This is a genomic window from Brevundimonas sp. (assembly GCF_046299535.1).
GTDB lineage: Bacteria > Pseudomonadota > Alphaproteobacteria > Caulobacterales > Caulobacteraceae > Brevundimonas.
In genome coordinates this window covers 68,293-85,557 of sequence record NZ_JBKBIB010000014.1, presented here as the reverse complement: position 1 = coordinate 85,557, position 17,265 = coordinate 68,293, and the positions used below count along the sequence as shown (strand labels likewise).

Genomic DNA, 17,265 nt, shown 5'->3' with positions numbered 1-17,265 from the left:
TGACAGAGACCGCCAGTCGGCGCCGAGGGCGCGAGCAGCTTCTCCCGCGAAGGCGGTCCATGCGCCGCTGTCGGGGTGCAGGCGATGATCAACGGTCAGGGCAAGAAGCGGGCGCCCGCGCCGCCCGCACCAGTCGGCCGCCAGGTGCAGAAGGGCCATGGAGTCTCCCCCGCCCGACAGGGCGAGGGCGACGGGGCGATCCGTGTCCAGCGACAGCCGCGCCTCGAGCGCGGCGACGGCGCTGTCGATCAGGCCGGGCACTCCGCCCGTTCACGAATCTGGCGGGCGCGGTTGATGAGGGTGGTGGGCGCGCCCTCGCCGTAACGCTGGAAGAATTCACGCACCGCAGCGCAGGCCTGGGTGTTTCGCTCCGTGGCGTTGAGGCCGGTGGCCAGCTTGATGGTGGCTTCCGGGGCCCAGGACGTGCGCGGCCAGCCTGAAAGGGCGGCGGCATAGGCCTGAACGGCGCCCGCCTGATCGCCGTCGCCTGTGCGCAGGTCGCCCAGGCGATAGTTGGCCTCGCGGGCTTGGGCGGCGTCGGGCCAGGTGATCACGAAAACCTCGAGCGCACGACGGGCGCGCACATCGTTGCTGTTGGCCATGCGAATGGCGCGGTCGAAATCCTGGCGCGCATCACCGGTGGGCGAATCCGCCACAATGGGGGCGTTGGCCTCAGAGACAGCCTGGAGCTGCCCCTCAAGCTCGGTGATCCGGTTGTTGGAATCGGTTAGCAGACGTCGCATGGCCGCATTGTCCCGCTGGGCCTCGTCCACGGCGAAGGTGAGGCGCTCGTTATCGCCGTTCATGCGCTGCACGGTGGCCTCCAGATCGGCCAGGCGTCGCTGCATGTCCGAGACCACGCCCTGGAGGATCACCACCTCCGGATCCGTCTCGATGATCACCGGAGCGCCTGCGGCGTTGCGCTGGGTCACTGCGCGTTCCAGCCGGCGCACATTGCGGTCGAGCTGGTCAAGACGACGGGGCGTCCACTCGATCGCCGGCGGCTGAGGTTGCTGCTGGGCCTGAACCGGATGGGCGGGCGCCAGCACCATCGCGGCGGCCATGAGCGGCGCAGCGGCGGCAGCGGCGAGGGCGGAGACGGTGAACGGACGAAGCTGGGTCATGTCTCAATAGGTTCCATCGGTTTGCGGCGGGCGCAAGGCCGCGCGCCGGGCGGGCGAAACGTGAAACGAAAAGGGGGACCGACGTAAACGCCGGTCCCCCCGTTTTCCATCAGAAGCGCTTACTGGGGAGCGCCGGAAACGATGGCCGTGTGAGCGTTACGGTTCTCGGCCCACGCTTGCTCATTAGAGCCCTGGGCGATCGGACGCTCCTTGCCGTAGGAGATGGTGTCGATGCGGTTGGCGGCGACGCCGCGGTTCACCAGGTGACTGCGGACAGCCTCGGCGCGGCGGGCGCCCAGGGCAAGGTTGTACTCGCGCGTGCCGCGTTCATCGGCATTGCCTTCAATACGGATGCGCACGTTCGGATAGCGGTTCAGCCACTGCGCCTGGGCGTCCAGGCGCGGCTGGGCGTCAGCGCGGATGGAATAGCTGTCCAGATCGAAATAAACGCGGTCCCCGATGTTCTGGCGGAAGTCACCCACCGAGCCGGGGGTCGCGGCGCCGGGCAGGGTTCCCGGGTTCACCGGGCCGGTCGGGGCGCCGGGCTGGCCGGGTTGCGAGGGCTGGGCGGGACCGGGCTCGGGGATGGGCTCCGGCTGCTGGCGAGGGGCGCAGGCGGCCATCGCGGCGACCATGACGCCCACGGCGGACAGGCGGATGATCGAACGGGTGGATTGCATCAGGGTCGTCTCCTTAGTTGTCGGGCCGCGGCGGCGGCCGATTAAACCTTTGCCGTAGCCCACTAGCCTTGGCGGGGGCGTTTCACCAGCGGCGATAACGCATAGTTGAGCGGTTTGCTCCGCCTGTCACATAACCGTGTCCAATCAAGACGATCGGCCCAGCGGAAGGACGATCAACTCGGGCAGCTGTCCGAGGCCTGCCCGACACCGAGATTGGTGGGCGGCGGGTCCAGCAGCGGCGACCAGGCCGGGTCCCCCGCCATGCCTGAATAGGAGGCCTGGCCAACGACACGCCCCGTGACGTCCACGGTCCAGAGGCGGGAGCCTCCTCCCGGCGCCTGGCGCGCGAACATGATGTATCGGCCGTTGGGCGCCCAGGACGGGCCTTCCTCAAAATAGCTGGAGGACAGGATGCGTTCGCCACCGCCGGAGGGATCCATCACGCCGATGTGGAAGCGCCCGCCCTGCTGCTTGGTGAAGGCGATCAGATCGCCGCGCGGACTCCATGACGGGGCGGTGTAGGCTCCGCCGCCGCGCGAGATGGGGCGTTGCCCGGAGCCGTCCGAGCGCATGGTGTAAAGACGCGCCGAGCCGGAACGGTCCGACACGAACACGATCTGGTTTCCGTCCGGGCTGAACGACGGGGATGTGTCGATGCCGGGGTCGCTGGTCAGCCGCCGCGTCTGGCGCGTGCGCAGGTCCATGACATGGACGTCGGTGTTGCCGCCGACGCTGACGGAAAAGGCGATCTGGTTGCCGTCCGGCGAGAAGCGGGGGGCGAAAACCTGCCCCGGAAACTGGCCGATGCTTTCGCGACGGCCGGTCTGCAGGTTCATGATGTAGATGCGCGAATAGTCATCACCCAAGGCCATATAGGTGATTTCATTGGGGTTGTTCGAAAAGCGCGGCGTCAGGATGATCTCCTGCCCGCTGGTCAGGAAAAAGGGATTGAAACCGTCCTGATCCATCACCGCCAGCCGGCTGAACCGGTTCAGGCCCGTGCCGCTTTCGGAGACGAACACCACACGGGTGTCGAAATAGCCCTGCTCGCCGGTCAGCCGCTGGTAAACCACGTCGGATATCTTGTGCGCCAGGCGGCGCCAGTTCTCGGGGGTCGCGGTGAACGAAAAGCCCACCAGCTGACACTCGCGGTAGGGGTCATAGAGGCGAAAGCCCACCTGCACCCGTCCATCAGCCTGCGGCGTGGCCGAGCCGTAGAGGACCGCCTGTGCGCCGATCCGGGTCCATTGCGGAAAGTCGGGCTGGTTCGCCAAGCTGAGATTCTGCTGGATGAAGGCGTTCGGATCGATGGGATCAAAAAAGCCCGAGCGCTGAAGGTTGCTGGAGATGACCCCGGCGATTTCGGCGCCGTTGGGACCGCTGAACGGCGCCACGGCGATCTGAAGCGGACGAAGCACGCCCTGGGTAATCTCCACCTCGGGTGAGCCGGACTGGGCCATGGCGGGCGTGACGGCCACGGGCGCCAAGGCGATGGCGGCGACGCCGGCGATCAGCGCGTTGAGGCGTTTGTTCGGTCGCATGAGATGAAATCTCCCCGGGCAGGCGGTTGGTTGACGCTTCGGCATGGCGCCGGAGCATTGCGGCGACTTTCAGGCTTGGCCACAGGCGCGCAAGTCACAAACGCGCGGGGCATGGGGCGGCTCCCCTCCCCTCATCTGTTGGCGCAGGCCTGATCGGCGCGGAAGCGGAAATTGATCTCCTGGGTCTCGAAGCCGGAAGGCACATCGAAGGGCTCGGCGGCGCGAATGGCCCGCAGCATCGCTTCCGACGCGGTCTGCCAAGTGGCGCTCGCCCGGCGCTCGGTCACCGTGGGACCCGCGCTGATGCGGCCTGTCGAGGTGATCGTCACTCGCACGGGAATGGAGAGATCACGCATCCCGTCCACATCACAATTCAGGATCCAGTGTCGCGTCACCTGCCCGCCCAGATCCGCGATCTGGGAGCCGGTGGCGCGGGGGGCCTGGCCGGCGCCGGACTGGCCAGTCGGCCGCTGGGCCTGCTGGCGCGGGGTGGGTTGGGACAGGGAATCCAGGTCCAGTCCCGGGTCCGGCCGGTTCTGGCTGGGCCGGGGCGTCGGGGCCGGGCGGGCCTTTTCGGGCGGCGTGGGACTGGGGCGCGGCGTGGGGGTCGGGTTGGGCCGGGGCGTGGGGGCCTTTTCCGGCGGCGCAGGTTGAGGCGGCGCAGGCTGGGGCGGGGTGGGCTCCGGCGGCGTGGGTTCCACCTCCGGCAGGATCTCGGCCTCCAGATCGTCCAGGGCCGCCTCGGCCTCCTCGATCAGTTCGTCAGAGGGGTTGTCGGCAGGCGCGGCGGCGACCTGCTCGCTCGAGATGATGGAGACCGGCACCGAAGACACCATCGGCGGCGGTGCGCTGCGGGGCCATGGAAACAGGGCGAGCGCCACCACGGCCGCGTGCAACCCGACCGAGCCGATCGTGGCGATGCCGGGACGACGCATGGCTCAGCCTTCGCTTTCCACGGGGGCGGAGATCGCGCCGGTGGGAACCGTATCCGTCACGAGGTTGATCTTGCTGAAGCCCGAGGCGGACAGCCGCGCCATGACACGGGCCACCGCTTCATAGGACGCCGCGCCGTCGGCCCGAACGAAGATGGGCCGGTCCGTGACGCCCGCCCCGGCGATGGCGGCCACCCGCGGCCCCAGTTGATCCAGCGTGGCCGGATCCTGATCCACATAGATGGCGCCCGACCGCTCGACCGAGACGCTGATGGGCTCATTGTCCGTGGAAATGGCCGTGGCGTCGGTGCGGGGCAGCTCCAGCGGCACCCCGACGGTCAGCAGCGGCGCCGAGATCATGAAGATGATCAGCAGCACCAGCATCACGTCCACCAGCGGCGTGACGTTGATCTCGCTGAGCGGACGCTTCTTGGCGCGGCGTCGGCCACGCACGTGGCCGCTCGCACCGGGACCGGACCCCAGAGCCATGGCTCAGCGTCCCCGATTGAGGGTGAAGTCGGACGGCGGCGGCGGCGGGGCGACCGGCGCCCCGCCCAGACGGCGAGCCACAGCGGCCTGAAGATCGTCCGCGAAGCTCTCCAGACGTCCGGTGAACTTGCCAGCGTCGATGGAGAACTTGTTGTAGGCCATGTAGGCAGGAATGGCGGCGGCCAGACCCAGGGCGGTGGCGAACAGGGCCTCGGCGATGGCAGGGGCCACCGTGGTCAGGTTGGTGTTGCCCAGGGCTGCGATGGCCGAGAAGGCGTTCATGATGCCCCACACCGTGCCGAACAGGCCGATGAAGGGCGACGAGGTGGCCACCACCGACAGCACGCCCAGGCCCTCCTCCACCTTCTGGCTCTCGCGGGCGATGACCGAGTCCAGGCTGCGGTCGATGCGCGACACCAGCATGGCGCCCTGATGGTCCGTCAAGGCCTGCCCCCGCGAAGTGCGCCATTCGGTCATGGCCAGAACCAGCATGCGCGGCAGGGGATGGGTCGGATTAGGCCCGGCCTGGTTGGCCATGTCCTCAAGCGAGCGGCCAGAGTTCAGGTCATTCTCGAAGGCATTGGCCTGACGGTTCAGGGCGGCGAATTTGAACGCCTTGTCCAGGATCACGGCCCAGGACCACAGGGAGGCGACGAGCAAACCGATCATCACGGTCTTCACGACCCAGTCGGCCATGAGGAAAAGCGCGATCGGATCGAGCATGGAGGCGGCGTGAGGGGCGGCTTCGACCATCTTTAAATCCCTGGGCGGCGTGGGCGGGCGGTTGGCTCCCGTCCCTTGCAAGGTTCAGGCCTATCCATCCGCACGAGGTGACGATTTCAAGGCGCAAGGGTTAACGGGAATCAGTGTTTCCGCCGATCTCTAGGGTGATGCGGCCGTGGCGTCATTCATCGTCAGGGCCCGAAGTCCTCCGAACACGAAAATGTCAGGGCGAATCCGGCTTCAGCCAGGGCGTGACCGCCGCGACCAGTCTGGCGGGCGCGCGGCGGGGGCGGCCGGCCAGATCGATGACCGCGGCCTCCACCTCGGCCCGGCACAGCACCTCCCCGCCCCGCTCGATGGTCTGGCGAATGGTCAGGCGCGGCCCGCGCAGGCTGTCATAGGTCGTGCGCACGATCAGGGCGTCGTCGATGCGCGCAGCCTTGAGAAATCGCAGGGCCATGCTGGTGATGACGAAGGCCAGGGGCGTCTCGCCCGCCAGCAGGTCGGCGTGGCCGACACCCGCCAGCCGCAGGAAGTCGGACCGACCCCGCTCGAAATAGCGCACATAGTTGGCGTGATAGACGAGGCCGGTGAAATCAGTGTCCTCGTAATAGACCCGCACGGGCAGGATATGCTCGCGGCCCTCGAAGCGGCCGGCGGTGGGGAGATCAGTCATGGGACGGAAGGCTCAGGGTTTGACGCACGCGCCAGTCCGAGGGCGATGAGCCATCCCGCCACGAGCGAGGCGCCCAGGCCCACGACCGGCAAGGGATAATTGCCGAGCAGGGCCGCGCTCACAAGGCCGAGGTAAAAACCGGCGAGACTCAGGGCCACCCGCTCCCCGCGCCGCGCCAGCAAGATCAGCGGCGCCATGACAAGACCGGTGGCGACAGTGGCCATGAGGCCGGTCCCGAGCCCGTGGCCCCAGGCATTGGGCAAGACCTGCTCCACCCAGGCCACCGACGGCAAGGCGTCGGGCCGGATCCACGCCCAGACCGTCAGCAGGATCAGTCCCAGCCCCACCGCCCACACATGAATCCCGACGCGGGGCCCGAAACGGGCATGCAAGGCCGCCCATGCCACCGCCAGACCGGTAAGGGCGGCGGCGTCAAACTGCAGCGCCAGAACACTCCCGACAGCCAGAACGAGCAGGCTACTGACCCAGTCCGGTCGGCCAACGGCCGCCAGCCAGACCACCACCGGCAGCAGAACCATCGACGGCTGAACGGCCACAGGCCCCAGCAGCACCCATCGTCGGGCGCCGGCCAGTTCGGGGCCCGACGCCAAGGGCAAGGCTACCACGACCAGCAAGACAGCCAGTCCAATCGCTGCAACAGACTCGCGGCGGGGCGGATGAACTTGACCGAGCAGGATAAGCAGGAGGGCGCCCAGGCCGGCGCCCGCCACCTGAACCATCAGCCCGGACGCCGGCGCGCCCAACTGGTGCTGCACCGCCAGGCCGAGCAGAACCGCAACGCCCGCCGCAGTCCAGATGGTCCATCGGTCGCGCGTGAGGGTCATTTCCCGAACAGCCCGCCCTGTTCCGGCGCGACATTTTCATGTTTGGGGGGCTCGGTCAGGCCCAGATGGGCGTAGGCCTTGGCGCAGGCCATGCGGCCGCGCGGGGTGCGCTGGATGAAGCCCTGCTGCAAGAGATAGGGCTCGATCACGTCTTCCACCGCGTCGCGAGCCTCGGCCAGGGCGGCGGCGAGGGTGTCCATGCCGACGGGGCCGCCGCCGTAGTTCTCGATCAGGGCCCTGAGGAAGCGGCGATCCAGCGAATCCAGCCCGGCCTCGTCCACCTCCAGCCGCGCCAGTGCGCGGGCGGCGGCGAGGCGGTCGATGACGGGGGAGCCCTCGGCCTCGGCGAAATCGCGCACCCGGCGCAGAAGGCGGCCGGCCACCCGGGGTGTGCCGCGCGCGCGGCTGGCGATCTCCAGCGCGCCCTCGTCGTCGATGGGCGCCCCCATCTTGCGAGCCGCCCCGGTGATGACCCGGACCAGTTCGGCCGGGGTGTAGAACTCCAGCCGCAGCGGAATGCCGAACCGGTCCCGCAGGGGCGTGGCCAGCAGGCCCGCACGGGTGGTGGCGCCGACCAGGGTGAAGGGCGCCAGATCGATGCGCACGCTGCGCGCCGAGGGTCCCTCGCCGATGATCAGATCCAGCACATGATCCTCCATGGCCGGATAGAGGATTTCCTCCACCGCCGGGTTCAGGCGGTGGATCTCGTCGATGAACAGGACGTCGCGCGGCTCGAGGTTCGTCAGGATCGCCGCCAGATCGCCCGCCTTGGCCAGGATCGGTCCGGAGGTGGCGCGGAAGCCGACGCCTAGCTCGCGCGCGACGATCTGGGCCAGGGTGGTCTTGCCCAGTCCCGGAGGACCGAACAGCAGCACGTGATCCAGAGACTCGGCCCGGCCGCGCGCGGCGTCGATGAAGACCTTCAGATTGCCCTTGGCCTGCTCCTGACCGACGAATTCGGACAGGGTCTGGGGCCGCAGGGCGCGGTCGTGCGCTTCGCCGGGGACGGGCTCGGGGGAGATGACGCGGTCGTCGGTCATCGCCCCAGCTCCTGCAAGGCGGCGCGGATGACGGCGGACAGGTCGGCGTCGTCGCCCAGCTTGATGACCGCGTGATCCACGGCGCGGCGGGCGTTGACCTCGGCCACGCCCAGACCCAGCAGAGCCGAGACCGCCTCGCCCGTGATGGAGGGGACCGGGGCCGACGGCGCGCTGTGAACGCCGGGCGCGGAGGGGGCGAAGGTCACGTCGCCCAGCGGCTTGCCCTTCAATTCGGTGACGATGCGCAGGGCCAGCTTGGGGCCGACCCCGTTGGCGCGGGCCACGGCGGCCTTGTCCTCGCGGGCCACGGCGGCGGCCAGCTCGCCCGGGGGCAGCACGTCCAGCACCGCCAGCGCCGCCTTGGGCCCCACGCCCTGGATGGCCAGAAGGGTGGTGAAGGCGCGGCGCTCGTCCCGGGTCAGGAAGCCGTACAGGCGCGGGCCGTTCTCCTGACTCCACTGGGTTTCGACATGCAGGATGGCTTCGTCGCCGGGCGCAGGCAGGCGCTGCAGGGTGCGCGCGCCGCAGCTGGCCACATAGCCGACCCCGGCGCAGTCGATCAGGCAGTCGTGCTCGCCGGTCTCGACCAGGGTTCCCCTCAGCCGCCCGATCATGCGGCCAGCGTCCGGACGCGGCGCAGGTGGGCGTGGGTGATGGCGACGGCCAGGGCGTCGGCGGCGTCGGCCTTCACATCCCCGGCGGCGGGGAGCAGACGGCGGATCATGAAGGCGATCTGGGTCTTGTCGGCATGGCCCGCGCCGACCACGGCCTTCTTGATCTGGTTGGGGGCGTATTCGGCCACCGACAGGCCGCAGCGGGCCGGGCCCAGCATGACGGCGGCGCGGGCGTGGCCCAGCTTCAGCGTCGATGACGGGTTCATGTTGACGAATACCTCCTCGATCGCCGCCTCGTCACAGCGGTGCTCGGCACATACGGCGCCGACAGCCTCCAGCAGATGCAGCAGCCGTTCGGAGAAAGGCGCGGTCTCGGGCGGGGCCACCACGCCGTGGGCCACCCACGACAGGCGCGCGCCCTCGCAGGCGATGACGCCCCATCCGGTGCGTCGCAGGCCGGGGTCCAGGCCGAGGACTCGAATCGCGCTGTTCGTCATTCGTTCCAGTCATGCCCCAAAGAGGGTTACCGGACAATGACCAGCGCCGTCAGTCGTCTTTGCTCAGTCGTCTCTGGGGTCGAGACGGAAGCCGGTGACGCCCGGCACGCCGCCCAGCCGGTCGCCCAGCGCCGCGAGCCGCGTTTCGCTGGCGCGCAGACGATAGAGGCGGCGCACCTGATCGCCGTCGCGGGTATAGCCGGTGCGCTTCAGGCCGCCGCCCTGATCGGACAGGATCGCCTCGACCGCCTCGGCGGGGGCCGCGTCGGCGGCCCAGCAGACCTCCACATCCACCACCGTGTTCTGGGGCAGGCCCCTGGACACCACACGCAGCACGATCAGGATGATGGCGGTCACCACCGTGGCCAGGGCGCCCAGGGTGAACATGCCCACGCCGAACAGGATGCCGATGGCCGAGGTGATCCACAGGGACGCCGCCGTGGTCAGGCCGTGGATGGAGAAGCCGGTGCGGAAGATGACTCCGGCGCACAGGAAGCCGATGCCCGTCAGGATGCCATGGGCCATGCGGGTGGGGTCCATGACCAGATTGACGTCGTCCGTCAGGTCGAAGGTCCACTCCGCCTGATGCACCGCCGCCAGCATCAGCAGGGCCGAGGACAGGCTGACCAGGATATGGGTGCGGAAACCCGCCGGACGGCCGCGATACTCCCGCTCGAACCCGATCATGGCCCCGGCGATCAGGGCGCCGAGGATGGGACCGGCGTATTGCATCAGGTCATCGAGCATGACCGCTCAACGCGGCGGGAAGCGGAACGGTTCGCTCCGCCCTCCCCCTATCGGGCGCGCAGGGCCTCGACGCCCGGCAGGGGCTTGCCTTCCATCCATTCCAGGAAGGCGCCGCCGGCGGTGGAGACGAAGGTCATGTCTTCCACCACACCCGCGTGGTTCAGGGCCGACACCGTGTCGCCCCCGCCCGCCACGGCGGTGATCTTTCCGGCCCTGGCCAGCCCGGCGGCGTGGCGCGCGGCCTCCACCGTGGCCTTGTCGAAGGGCGGCACCTCGAACACGCCCAGCGGGCCGTTCCAGATCAGGGTCTTCGACAGGTCCATGGCGCGCTTGAGCCGGGCGACGGTCTCCGGCCCGGCGTCCAGGATCAGGTCGTCGGCGGCGATGCGGTCCAGGGCGCGGACGCCGGACTCCACCCCCGGCTTGACCGCCTTGGCCACAACCACGTCCACGGGCAGCAGCAGCTCGCAGCCCTGACGGCGGGCTTCCTCGATAATCTCGCGGGCGGTGTCGGCCATGTCCTTTTCACAGAGGGAGCCGCCGATATCGACGCCCTGCGCGAACAGGAAGGTGTTGGCCATGCCGCCGCCGATGGCCAGGTGGTCCAGCTGGGCCACCAGATTCTTGAGCAGGTCCAGCTTGGACGAAACCTTGGCCCCGCCGACGATGCCCAGCACCGGCTTGACCGGGGTCCCCAGCGCCTTGTCCAGCGCGTCCAGCTCGCGGCGCATGGACTCGCCGGCGTAGGCGGGCAGCAGGCGCGCGAGGCCTTCGGTGGAGGCGTGGGCGCGGTGCGCGGCGGAGAAGGCGTCGTTCACATAGAGGTCGCCCAGCTTCGCCAGTTCGGCGGCGAAGGCGGGGTCGTTGGCCTCCTCGCCCGCGTGGAAGCGCACGTTCTCCAGCAGGGCGACGCCGCCGGGCGCCAGGTCGTCGGCGATCACCGCGCGGGGCGCGTCGCCGATGCAGTCCTCGGCGAACCAGACGGGGGCGCTCAGCAGCAGCTCCAGCGGCTCCACCACAGGCCTCAGGCTCATCTCGGGATTCGGCTGGCCCCTGGGCCGTCCGAAGTGGGCCATCAGCACCACCTTGGCGCCCAGATCCCGCAGCGCATTGATAGTGGGCAGGGCGGCGCGCAGGCGGGTGTCATCGCTGACCGTCCCGCCCTCCATGGGGACATTGAAGTCCACACGGACCAGAGCGGTCTGGCCGGACAGGTCGGTGAGGTCGGAGAGGGTGCGGAAGGAGGTCATGGTCAGTCCTGCGGCTCATGCCGCTGATAAATCAGATAGGTAAGAGCCTTGGGCATGGCCTGATCGCCGCAGACGATGAACCGCTCGTCGATCTTCGCGTCCACGAAATCAGCTATGATTTCAGTGCCCGCAGACTGGACCAGATCGATCTCTTCGGCCGCAGGCGCTTTTTCAAAAACAGCCTGACAGGTGACTGTTCCACCATTCATCTCGACCGAGAACGATCTCAGGTTCGGGGTCACAGCGCCGAGCAGGGCATGCTGGGCGGACAGCCTGAGGAGGATATCCGCCCCCGGCTTCATCAGATCAGCTTGCTCATCGCCAGCGCCGTGTCGCTCATGCGCGTGGCGAAGCCCCACTCGTTGTCGTACCAGCTGAGGACGCGCACCAGCGCGCCGTCGACCACCTGGGTCTGCGGCAGGGCGGCGGTGGAGGACGCGGCGATGTGGTTCATGTCGCTGGAGACCACCGGGTCGGTGGTGGTGAACAGCACGCCCTTCATGGCGCCGGCGGCGGCGGCCTGCAGCGCCGCGTTGACCTCCTCGACCGTCACGTCGCGGCCGGCGACCACCTTCAGGTCCACCACCGAGACGTTGGGGGTGGGCACGCGGATGGACGAGCCGTCCAGCTTGCCCTTCAGCTCGGGCAGCACCAGACCCAGGGCCTTGGCCGCGCCAGTGGACGTCGGGATCATGGACAGGGCCGCGGCCCGGCCGCGGTACAGATCCTTGTGCATGGTATCCAGCGTCGGCTGATCGCCGGTGTAGCTGTGGATCGTGGTCATGTAGCCGCGCTCGATGCCGAACAGGTCGTTCAGCACCTTGGCCACCGGCGCCAGGGCGTTGGTGGTGCACGACCCGTTGGAGACGATGATGTCGTCGGCCGTCAGGGTCTCGTGATTGACCTTGTAGACGATGGTCTTGTCCGCGCCGTCGCCGGGGGCCGAGATCAGCACCCGCTTGGCGCCGGCCTTCAGGTGGGCGCCGGCCTTTTCCTTCGAGGTGAACAGGCCGGTGCACTCGAACGCGATGTCCACGTTCAGGTCCTTGTGCGGCAGGTTGGCCGGGTCACGCTCGGCGGTGACCTTGATCTTGCCCGTGCCCACGTCGATCCAGTCGTCGCCGGACTCCACCGGTCCGGGGAAGCGGCCATGGACCGAGTCGTACTTCAGCAGGTGGGCGTTGGTGGCCACCGGGCCCAGATCGTTGATCGCCACCACCTCGATGTCGCGGCGCCCGTGCTCGACGATGGAGCGCAGGACCAGACGGCCGATACGACCGAAACCATTGATGGCGACGCGAACGGTCATGGGATGGAACCTCTCCTGAAGGGGCCTGACGGCGATTTTTGTTGGCGTCTTAGTGACGCCGACGGGCCAAGGATTCAAGGGTTGGGACGGTCACGTTGGGCAAGCGTGAGTGACGCGTCTCAGCCGAATCGCATCTGGTGCAGGGCCACGGCGCTGGTGGCGGCCACATTGAGGGAGTCGAAGCCGCCCGCCATGGGGATGGCCACGGTGCGGCAGCGGGCCATGACGGCGGGCGCCAGCCCCGGCCCCTCGGCGCCCAGGATCAGGGCCGCCCGGCCGCCGGGGCGAACCTCCGACAGGGGCTGGTCGCCCGACGGGCTCAGCGCCAGCAGGGAGAAACCCGCCGCCTCCAGCGCATCGAGCATGACCAGCGGGTCGAGGCCGGTCACGAAGGGCGTGCGCAGGGCGGCCCCCACCGAGACCCGGATGGCCTTGCGATACAGCGGGTCACAGCAGTGCGCGTCCAGCAGCACGCCATGGGCGCCGAAGGCCGCCGCGTTGCGGAAGATGCCCCCCATGTTGTCGTGATTGCCCACCCCGCAGACTGCCACCACCACAGCGTCATCGGGCGCAGCGTTCAGCAGATCGGCAGGGTCGGGTTCAGCGGGCTTCTCGCCCAAAGCCAGGATGCCCCGGTGGATCGGAAAGCCCGCCACCGCGTCCATCACCCCCTGCCCCGCTGCATAGACCGGCGCGTTCAGGCGTTCGAGAACCGGCCGGAGGGTCTGGACCCGCTGTTCGGCGATCAGGGCCGACACGGCGCCGCAGCGGGACTGGGGCGAGGCCAGCACGTTCAGCACCACCGCTCCCTCGGCCACAAACAGACCCCGACGCCCGGTCAGGTCGCGCTCGCGGATCTGGCGATAGTCCGCCACGCGGGCGTCGTCGGGATCATGAATCGGGATGGGCGTCATGGTTTACCCCGCATTAACCAAATCGCCCGAAGGAGGAAGCGTCTTCACGCTTTCGGAGACACCCACCATCACCGAACTTACTACGCCCGGCCTCACCGCCGGGTTTTTTCTTGAGTCCGACAAGGGGCTTGGCCAACGCCGCCCGACTGGCGGCGACCGGAGCCGAGGCTAGAGCCTGACCGCCAGCACGAGCGTCGCCGCCGCCACGACCCCCAGGGTGGTGAAGAAGTGGCGGTGGATGAAAAGCAGAACACGTCCGCCCATCGGAAAGCTCGTTCATGACACCAGCGGCCGCATGCCGCCCCAGCGCAATATGATCCTGCGGAGCGCCGGGAAAAGGGCCCTCCCGAACGCAAGCGCGTGAACGGATCGTGAGCATGTCGTGAAGCCCGAAAGGGCGAATGGCTCCGCGGGTAGGATTCGAACCTACGACCAGCCGATTAACAGTCGGCTGCTCTACCACTGAGCTACCGCGGAACAGTTCACTCGGGAGGCGCGGCTATAGCAGCGTGTTCGCGGCCGATGCAAGCCGGATGCCTGGGTAAAATGCGCCTGGAGAGCTTCAGTCCTCTCCCGGCGTCGGCGCCAGCATCCAGCTGCTCTGGAAGCCGCCGCCCGGCGTTGGCCAATCCACCCGCGTGGCCACCCCGGAAACGGCCGCGCTCAATTCATCCGAAGGCGCGCTGAGGTTGAGCAGGACGTCTTGGCTGTCATCGCCTGCCTCCACCCGAAAGCGCCTGGGGCCGGGAGGAATCGCGGGAAACCGCGCCACATGACGTCCTGTCGGATCCGCCGTCGCCGTCCGGGGCGGGCCGTCATCAACGCTGACCCTGACGGTCTGCCCCGGACGTGCTGTGCCCGAAACCAGAACGCCGGAGCCGTCGTAGTCGACGGCGGCCAGCAGTCTCGCGCGATTGAGCGGCGCAGAAGCGCCGCCTGGAGCCAGCACGGCGGCGACGGGCGACGGACCCGGCGTGATGACCAGCCATTCGCCCGCACGCGCCTGGCTGCCGCGACTCTGGATTTCGGAATGATGCAGAGTGACGCCGTCCGAAGGCGGCAGGCGAAGGCTGAAAGCGCCGTCCGCCCCGGCGGTGGCGGCTACCGAAACACCCGCCACGTCGGTCAGAACAATGCGGTCGCCCGGCGCGGCGGCGCCGGTCAGGACAACGCCATCGGTGCTGAATACAGCCGACTCCAGCCTGGCAGGGGCGGCCCAGCTGGTCTGCATCTCACGGGATTGGCGCGGGAGCGCGTCAGGTTCGGTTCCGCAGGAGCCGAGAGCCAGCATGGAAATGATCCCCGCAAGGGCCGCATCCCGAACCGCAATCCGTCGTTTCATCCTCGCGCCCTCGCCTGTATGGCTGCCGGTCGCTGCATCCGCGCCGTGTTCTTCCTGTCGCTGCAATTGTCGAGACGTCAATGCCCGAAGGCCCCCTTCCCCACGATTTGAAACCTGTCCGTTCCGTTTGCCTGTTCTGCGGCTCATCCGATTCCGCAGATCCCGAGTACGTGATCTGGGCTGCAGAGATGGGCCGGGCGCTGGCTCGCGAAGGCATTCGTCTGGTTTACGGCGGCGGCGGTGTGGGTCTGATGGGCGCTTCGGCGCGTGCGGCGCACGAGGCCGGCGGCGAGGTTCTGGGAATCATGCCCCTGTTCCTGCGAAGCCGGGAGCGGCTGTTCGAGGAAGTGGAAACCCTGGTGGTGCCCTCCATGCACCAGCGCAAGCAGCTGATGTACGACGAGTCTGACGCCTTCGTGGTGGCGCCCGGCGGTGTCGGAACGCTGGAGGAGGTGGTGGAAATCCTGTCGTGGAAGCGGCTGGACCTGCACGACAAGCCGGTGATCTTCCTGAATCAGGGCGGTTTCTGGGAGAGCCTGTTCGCCCTGGTGCGCCACACGGTGGACGAGGGCATGACCCCTGCGTCCTTCCTGGAGGCGTGGGAAGTCTGCAACACCGTGGATGAGGTGATGGCGGCGCTGAAGCGGGCCCATGAGACGCCCGTGTTGCGTCATGATCCCCGATAACTTATCAGCGATCATTCCGACAGGCCGCGTGGGTTGCGTTTGCAGACCCGCCTTGACAGTTTTCATTAAAAACTGACACATGACGCCATGGGGCCGTCCGCGCCCCGGCATTATCGGAGTCCTCCCCATGCGCGTTCTTATCGCCATTGCCGCCCTCGCCCTGGCCGTCCCCGCCGCCGCCCAGACGCCCGCCACCAGCCTGACCCTGGCGGACGCCGCGTCCGCGCCCTCGGGCCGCGTCATCATCGACGGCGCCGGCTGGACCTGCGACGAAACCGGCGCCTGCACGGCCTTCGGCGGCCGCGAACAGCCCGCCGACCGCGCCTGCCGCCGTGTCGTGGCCCGCCTCGGCGCCGTGACCGCCTTCACCTGGAAGGGCCAGGCCCTGAACGAACAGGAAATTGCCGCCTGCAACGCCTCGGCGCGCTGACTATAATTTCCGCTCGTCCCGGCTTTCGCCGGGATGAGCGGATTTTTGTTTAAGCCGTCTCGCCCTGCAGCCGCCGCACGATGCGGTCGCGGTCGATCAGGGGCAGCAGGGCGGCCATGTCGGGGCCGTGGTCCATGCCGGTCACGGCCTGACGCAGGGGCATGAACAGGGCCTTGCCCTTGGCGCCCGTCTTTTCCTTCACGGCGCCGGTCCAGGCGCTCCAGCTGTCGGGACCGATCTCGGCGGGCAGAAGCTCAAGCGCCGCCGCCGCGAAGGCCGGGTCGGCGATGATCGGCGTCACCGGGCCGTTCACGAGCCGGGCGAAATCCTTCACATCGGCGAACTTGCCCAGGTTCGGGCGCACGGCGTCCCAGAAGCCTTCTCCCAGATCACAGTCCATGGCGACCAGGCGGGCGCGGGCGTCGTCATAGGCAATGCCATGCAGTGCCTGGGCGTTCAGACGGTCAAGGTCGGCGGTGTCATAGCGCGCCGGCGATCGGCCCATCTTGGAGAAGGCGAAGGACTGGCCCAGAGCCTCTACAGAATCCGCGACCTCCAACGGGTCGGAGGTGCCGATGCGGCCCAGGTGGCTGGTGATGGCGATGGGCTCATAGCCCTGGTCGCGCATGTCGGCGATGGACAGCGACCCCAGCCGCTTGGACAGGGCCGCGCCGTCGGCGCCCACCAGCAGCGGCATGTGGGCGAAGCCGGGGGCGTCGGCCCCCAGCGCCTCGAATATCTCGATCTGGGCGCCGGTGTTGGTGACATGGTCCTCGCCCCTGATCACGTGGGTGATCTTCATGTCGATGTCGTCCACCACCGACGGCAGGGTGTAGAGGAACAGGCCGTCCTCGCGGATCAGCACCGGGTCGGACATGGAGGCGGTGTCCACCTCGGCGTGGCCCCGGGCCAGATCCTCCCAGGCCACGCGCTTGCCCTCCAGCCTGAAGCGCCAGTGCGGGCGACGGCCCTCGGCCTCCAGCTTCGCCTTGTCCGCGTCGGACAGCTCCAGCGCGGCGCGGTCGTAGATGGGCGGCAGGCCGCGCGACAGCTGCACCTTGCGGCGGCGGTCCAGTTCGTCGGAGGTTTCGTAGCAGGGGTACAGACGCCCCGCTGCCTTCAGCCGCGCGGCGGCCTCCTCGTAGCGGTCGAAGCGTTCGGACTGGTTGTAGCGTTCGTCCCAGGTCAGGCCGAGCCACTGCAGGTCGGTCTCGATGCCGGTCTCGAATTCCTTGGTGGACCGCTCCAGGTCCGTGTCGTCGATGCGCAGCACGAAGGCGCCGCCCTGCCCCTTGGCGAACAGCCAGTTGACCAGAGCGGTGCGCACGTTGCCCACGTGCAGGCGTCCCGTGGGGGACGGCGCGAAACGAACCTTGACGGACATGGAATTCAGACCTTGCAGAGAAGGCGCACAGGTCGGTCAGCG

The 17,265-nt window shown here is 68.6% G+C and carries 21 protein-coding genes and 1 tRNA gene; 2 read left to right on the top strand and 20 right to left on the bottom strand.

Translation table 11 applies throughout. The features are described from left to right. The 19 genes from ACK4FB_RS12475 to ACK4FB_RS12385 all read right to left on the bottom strand — a co-directional run. A partial coding sequence (locus ACK4FB_RS12475) for an ATP-binding protein (protein ID WP_409752699.1) occupies positions 1-261 on the bottom strand: 261 nt, incomplete at its 3' end. Then, complete coding sequence (locus ACK4FB_RS12470; protein ID WP_409752697.1) at positions 249-1,124, bottom strand: tol-pal system protein; 876 nt, start codon at positions 1,122-1,124, stop codon at positions 249-251. The genes ACK4FB_RS12470 and ACK4FB_RS12475, both read right to left, overlap by 13 nt. A 119-nt stretch (positions 1,125-1,243) precedes the next feature. Next, positions 1,244-1,804 carry a peptidoglycan-associated lipoprotein Pal gene (gene pal / locus ACK4FB_RS12465; RefSeq protein WP_409752694.1) on the bottom strand — a complete coding sequence of 187 codons (561 nt, stop codon included), beginning with the start codon at positions 1,802-1,804 and terminating at the stop codon, positions 1,244-1,246. A 173-nt stretch (positions 1,805-1,977) separates the two neighbouring features. Beyond that, a complete protein-coding gene (gene tolB / locus ACK4FB_RS12460) occupies positions 1,978-3,345 on the bottom strand; it encodes a Tol-Pal system beta propeller repeat protein TolB (RefSeq protein ID WP_409752691.1) in 1,368 nt (455 codons plus the stop codon). Positions 3,346-3,476: 131 nt separating this feature from the next. Continuing rightward, positions 3,477-4,280 (bottom strand): hypothetical protein, encoded by an 804-nt coding sequence (locus ACK4FB_RS12455; RefSeq protein WP_409752689.1) that lies wholly within the window; start codon positions 4,278-4,280, stop codon positions 3,477-3,479. A 3-nt stretch (positions 4,281-4,283) separates the two neighbouring features. Next, positions 4,284-4,766 (bottom strand): ExbD/TolR family protein, encoded by a 483-nt coding sequence (locus ACK4FB_RS12450; protein ID WP_409752686.1) that lies wholly within the window; start codon positions 4,764-4,766, stop codon positions 4,284-4,286. A gap of 3 nt (positions 4,767-4,769) precedes the next feature. Beyond that, positions 4,770-5,519, bottom strand: a complete 750-nt coding sequence (gene tolQ, locus ACK4FB_RS12445) for a protein TolQ (protein ID WP_409752684.1) — start codon at positions 5,517-5,519, stop codon at positions 4,770-4,772. 193 nt (positions 5,520-5,712) lie between these two features. After that, positions 5,713-6,165: a tol-pal system-associated acyl-CoA thioesterase gene (ybgC, locus tag ACK4FB_RS12440; RefSeq protein WP_409752681.1), complete on the bottom strand. Its 453-nt coding sequence runs from the start codon at positions 6,163-6,165 to the stop codon at positions 5,713-5,715. Further along, entirely contained in the window at positions 6,162-7,010 is an 849-nt protein-coding gene (locus tag ACK4FB_RS12435) for an FtsW/RodA/SpoVE family cell cycle protein (RefSeq protein WP_409752678.1), read from the bottom strand. The genes ybgC and ACK4FB_RS12435 overlap by 4 nt, the downstream gene beginning before the upstream one ends. Then, positions 7,007-8,050 (bottom strand): Holliday junction branch migration DNA helicase RuvB, encoded by a 1,044-nt coding sequence (gene ruvB, locus ACK4FB_RS12430; protein WP_409752675.1) that lies wholly within the window; start codon positions 8,048-8,050, stop codon positions 7,007-7,009. Before ruvB ends, ACK4FB_RS12435 begins: the two co-directional genes overlap by 4 nt. Further along, on the bottom strand, positions 8,047-8,664 hold the full coding sequence (gene ruvA / locus ACK4FB_RS12425) for a Holliday junction branch migration protein RuvA (protein ID WP_409752672.1): 618 nt from the start codon (positions 8,662-8,664) through the stop codon (positions 8,047-8,049). Before ruvA ends, ruvB begins: the two co-directional genes overlap by 4 nt. After that, the gene (gene ruvC, locus ACK4FB_RS12420) at positions 8,661-9,161 is read right to left on the bottom strand and encodes a crossover junction endodeoxyribonuclease RuvC (protein ID WP_409752669.1); all 501 of its coding nucleotides are present in this window, start codon (positions 9,159-9,161) and stop codon (positions 8,661-8,663) included. The genes ruvA and ruvC overlap by 4 nt, the downstream gene beginning before the upstream one ends. Before the next feature lie 63 nt (positions 9,162-9,224). Continuing rightward, positions 9,225-9,908, bottom strand: coding sequence for an MgtC/SapB family protein (locus tag ACK4FB_RS12415; RefSeq protein WP_409752665.1), 684 nt, complete (start codon positions 9,906-9,908; stop codon positions 9,225-9,227). Positions 9,909-9,955: 47 nt separating this feature from the next. Continuing rightward, the gene (locus ACK4FB_RS12410) at positions 9,956-11,158 is read right to left on the bottom strand and encodes a phosphoglycerate kinase (protein ID WP_409752662.1); all 1,203 of its coding nucleotides are present in this window, start codon (positions 11,156-11,158) and stop codon (positions 9,956-9,958) included. A gap of 2 nt (positions 11,159-11,160) precedes the next feature. Then, entirely contained in the window at positions 11,161-11,460 is a 300-nt protein-coding gene (locus ACK4FB_RS12405; protein ID WP_409752659.1) for a hypothetical protein, read from the bottom strand. Next, entirely contained in the window at positions 11,460-12,467 is a 1,008-nt protein-coding gene (gene gap / locus ACK4FB_RS12400; RefSeq protein ID WP_409752656.1) for a type I glyceraldehyde-3-phosphate dehydrogenase, read from the bottom strand. Before gap ends, ACK4FB_RS12405 begins: the two co-directional genes overlap by 1 nt. A 119-nt stretch (positions 12,468-12,586) precedes the next feature. Beyond that, positions 12,587-13,381, bottom strand: a complete 795-nt coding sequence (locus ACK4FB_RS12395) for a TrmH family RNA methyltransferase (RefSeq protein WP_409752653.1) — start codon at positions 13,379-13,381, stop codon at positions 12,587-12,589. Between the two features lie 402 nt (positions 13,382-13,783). Next, positions 13,784-13,858, bottom strand: a tRNA-Asn gene (locus tag ACK4FB_RS12390). Positions 13,859-13,943: 85 nt separating this feature from the next. Beyond that, a complete protein-coding gene (locus tag ACK4FB_RS12385; RefSeq protein WP_409752651.1) occupies positions 13,944-14,723 on the bottom strand; it encodes an Ig-like domain-containing protein in 780 nt (259 codons plus the stop codon). A gap of 80 nt (positions 14,724-14,803) precedes the next feature. Between ACK4FB_RS12385 and ACK4FB_RS12380 the strand changes: the two genes are divergently transcribed. After that, on the top strand, positions 14,804-15,409 hold the full coding sequence (locus ACK4FB_RS12380; RefSeq protein ID WP_409752649.1) for a TIGR00730 family Rossman fold protein: 606 nt from the start codon (positions 14,804-14,806) through the stop codon (positions 15,407-15,409). A gap of 127 nt (positions 15,410-15,536) precedes the next feature. Further along, the gene (locus ACK4FB_RS12375; protein ID WP_409752646.1) at positions 15,537-15,839 is read left to right on the top strand and encodes a CC_3452 family protein; all 303 of its coding nucleotides are present in this window, start codon (positions 15,537-15,539) and stop codon (positions 15,837-15,839) included. A gap of 49 nt (positions 15,840-15,888) precedes the next feature. Here the strand turns inward: ACK4FB_RS12375 and gltX are convergent, their stop codons facing one another. Beyond that, complete coding sequence (gene gltX, locus ACK4FB_RS12370; RefSeq protein ID WP_409752644.1) at positions 15,889-17,223, bottom strand: glutamate--tRNA ligase; 1,335 nt, start codon at positions 17,221-17,223, stop codon at positions 15,889-15,891. Between the last annotated feature and the right edge of the window lie 42 nt (positions 17,224-17,265).

Excerpts from the sequence above, each read along its gene's own strand:
- tolQ (WP_409752684.1), bottom strand. The coding sequence starts at position 5,519 with ATGGTCGAAGCCGCCCCTCACGCCGCCTCCATGCTCGATCCGATCGCG.
- ACK4FB_RS12415 (WP_409752665.1), bottom strand. The coding sequence starts at position 9,908 with ATGCTCGATGACCTGATGCAATACGCCGGTCCCATCCTCGGCGCCCTG.
- ACK4FB_RS12470 (WP_409752697.1), bottom strand. The coding sequence starts at position 1,124 with ATGACCCAGCTTCGTCCGTTCACCGTCTCCGCCCTCGCCGCTGCCGCC.
- ACK4FB_RS12380 (WP_409752649.1), top strand. The coding sequence starts at position 14,804 with ATGCCCGAAGGCCCCCTTCCCCACGATTTGAAACCTGTCCGTTCCGTT.
- pal (WP_409752694.1), bottom strand. The coding sequence starts at position 1,804 with ATGCAATCCACCCGTTCGATCATCCGCCTGTCCGCCGTGGGCGTCATG.
- ruvA (WP_409752672.1), bottom strand. The coding sequence starts at position 8,664 with ATGATCGGGCGGCTGAGGGGAACCCTGGTCGAGACCGGCGAGCACGAC.
- tolB (WP_409752691.1), bottom strand. The coding sequence starts at position 3,345 with ATGCGACCGAACAAACGCCTCAACGCGCTGATCGCCGGCGTCGCCGCC.
- ACK4FB_RS12435 (WP_409752678.1), bottom strand. The coding sequence starts at position 7,010 with ATGACCCTCACGCGCGACCGATGGACCATCTGGACTGCGGCGGGCGTT.
- ACK4FB_RS12405 (WP_409752659.1), bottom strand. The coding sequence starts at position 11,460 with ATGAAGCCGGGGGCGGATATCCTCCTCAGGCTGTCCGCCCAGCATGCC.
- ybgC (WP_409752681.1), bottom strand. The coding sequence starts at position 6,165 with ATGACTGATCTCCCCACCGCCGGCCGCTTCGAGGGCCGCGAGCATATC.
- ACK4FB_RS12450 (WP_409752686.1), bottom strand. The coding sequence starts at position 4,766 with ATGGCTCTGGGGTCCGGTCCCGGTGCGAGCGGCCACGTGCGTGGCCGA.
- gap (WP_409752656.1), bottom strand. The coding sequence starts at position 12,467 with ATGACCGTTCGCGTCGCCATCAATGGTTTCGGTCGTATCGGCCGTCTG.
- gltX (WP_409752644.1), bottom strand. The coding sequence starts at position 17,223 with ATGTCCGTCAAGGTTCGTTTCGCGCCGTCCCCCACGGGACGCCTGCAC.
- ACK4FB_RS12455 (WP_409752689.1), bottom strand. The coding sequence starts at position 4,280 with ATGCGTCGTCCCGGCATCGCCACGATCGGCTCGGTCGGGTTGCACGCG.
- ACK4FB_RS12375 (WP_409752646.1), top strand. The coding sequence starts at position 15,537 with ATGCGCGTTCTTATCGCCATTGCCGCCCTCGCCCTGGCCGTCCCCGCC.
- ACK4FB_RS12395 (WP_409752653.1), bottom strand. The coding sequence starts at position 13,381 with ATGACGCCCATCCCGATTCATGATCCCGACGACGCCCGCGTGGCGGAC.
- ruvC (WP_409752669.1), bottom strand. The coding sequence starts at position 9,161 with ATGACGAACAGCGCGATTCGAGTCCTCGGCCTGGACCCCGGCCTGCGA.
- ruvB (WP_409752675.1), bottom strand. The coding sequence starts at position 8,050 with ATGACCGACGACCGCGTCATCTCCCCCGAGCCCGTCCCCGGCGAAGCG.
- ACK4FB_RS12385 (WP_409752651.1), bottom strand. The coding sequence starts at position 14,723 with ATGAAACGACGGATTGCGGTTCGGGATGCGGCCCTTGCGGGGATCATT.
- ACK4FB_RS12410 (WP_409752662.1), bottom strand. The coding sequence starts at position 11,158 with ATGACCTCCTTCCGCACCCTCTCCGACCTCACCGACCTGTCCGGCCAG.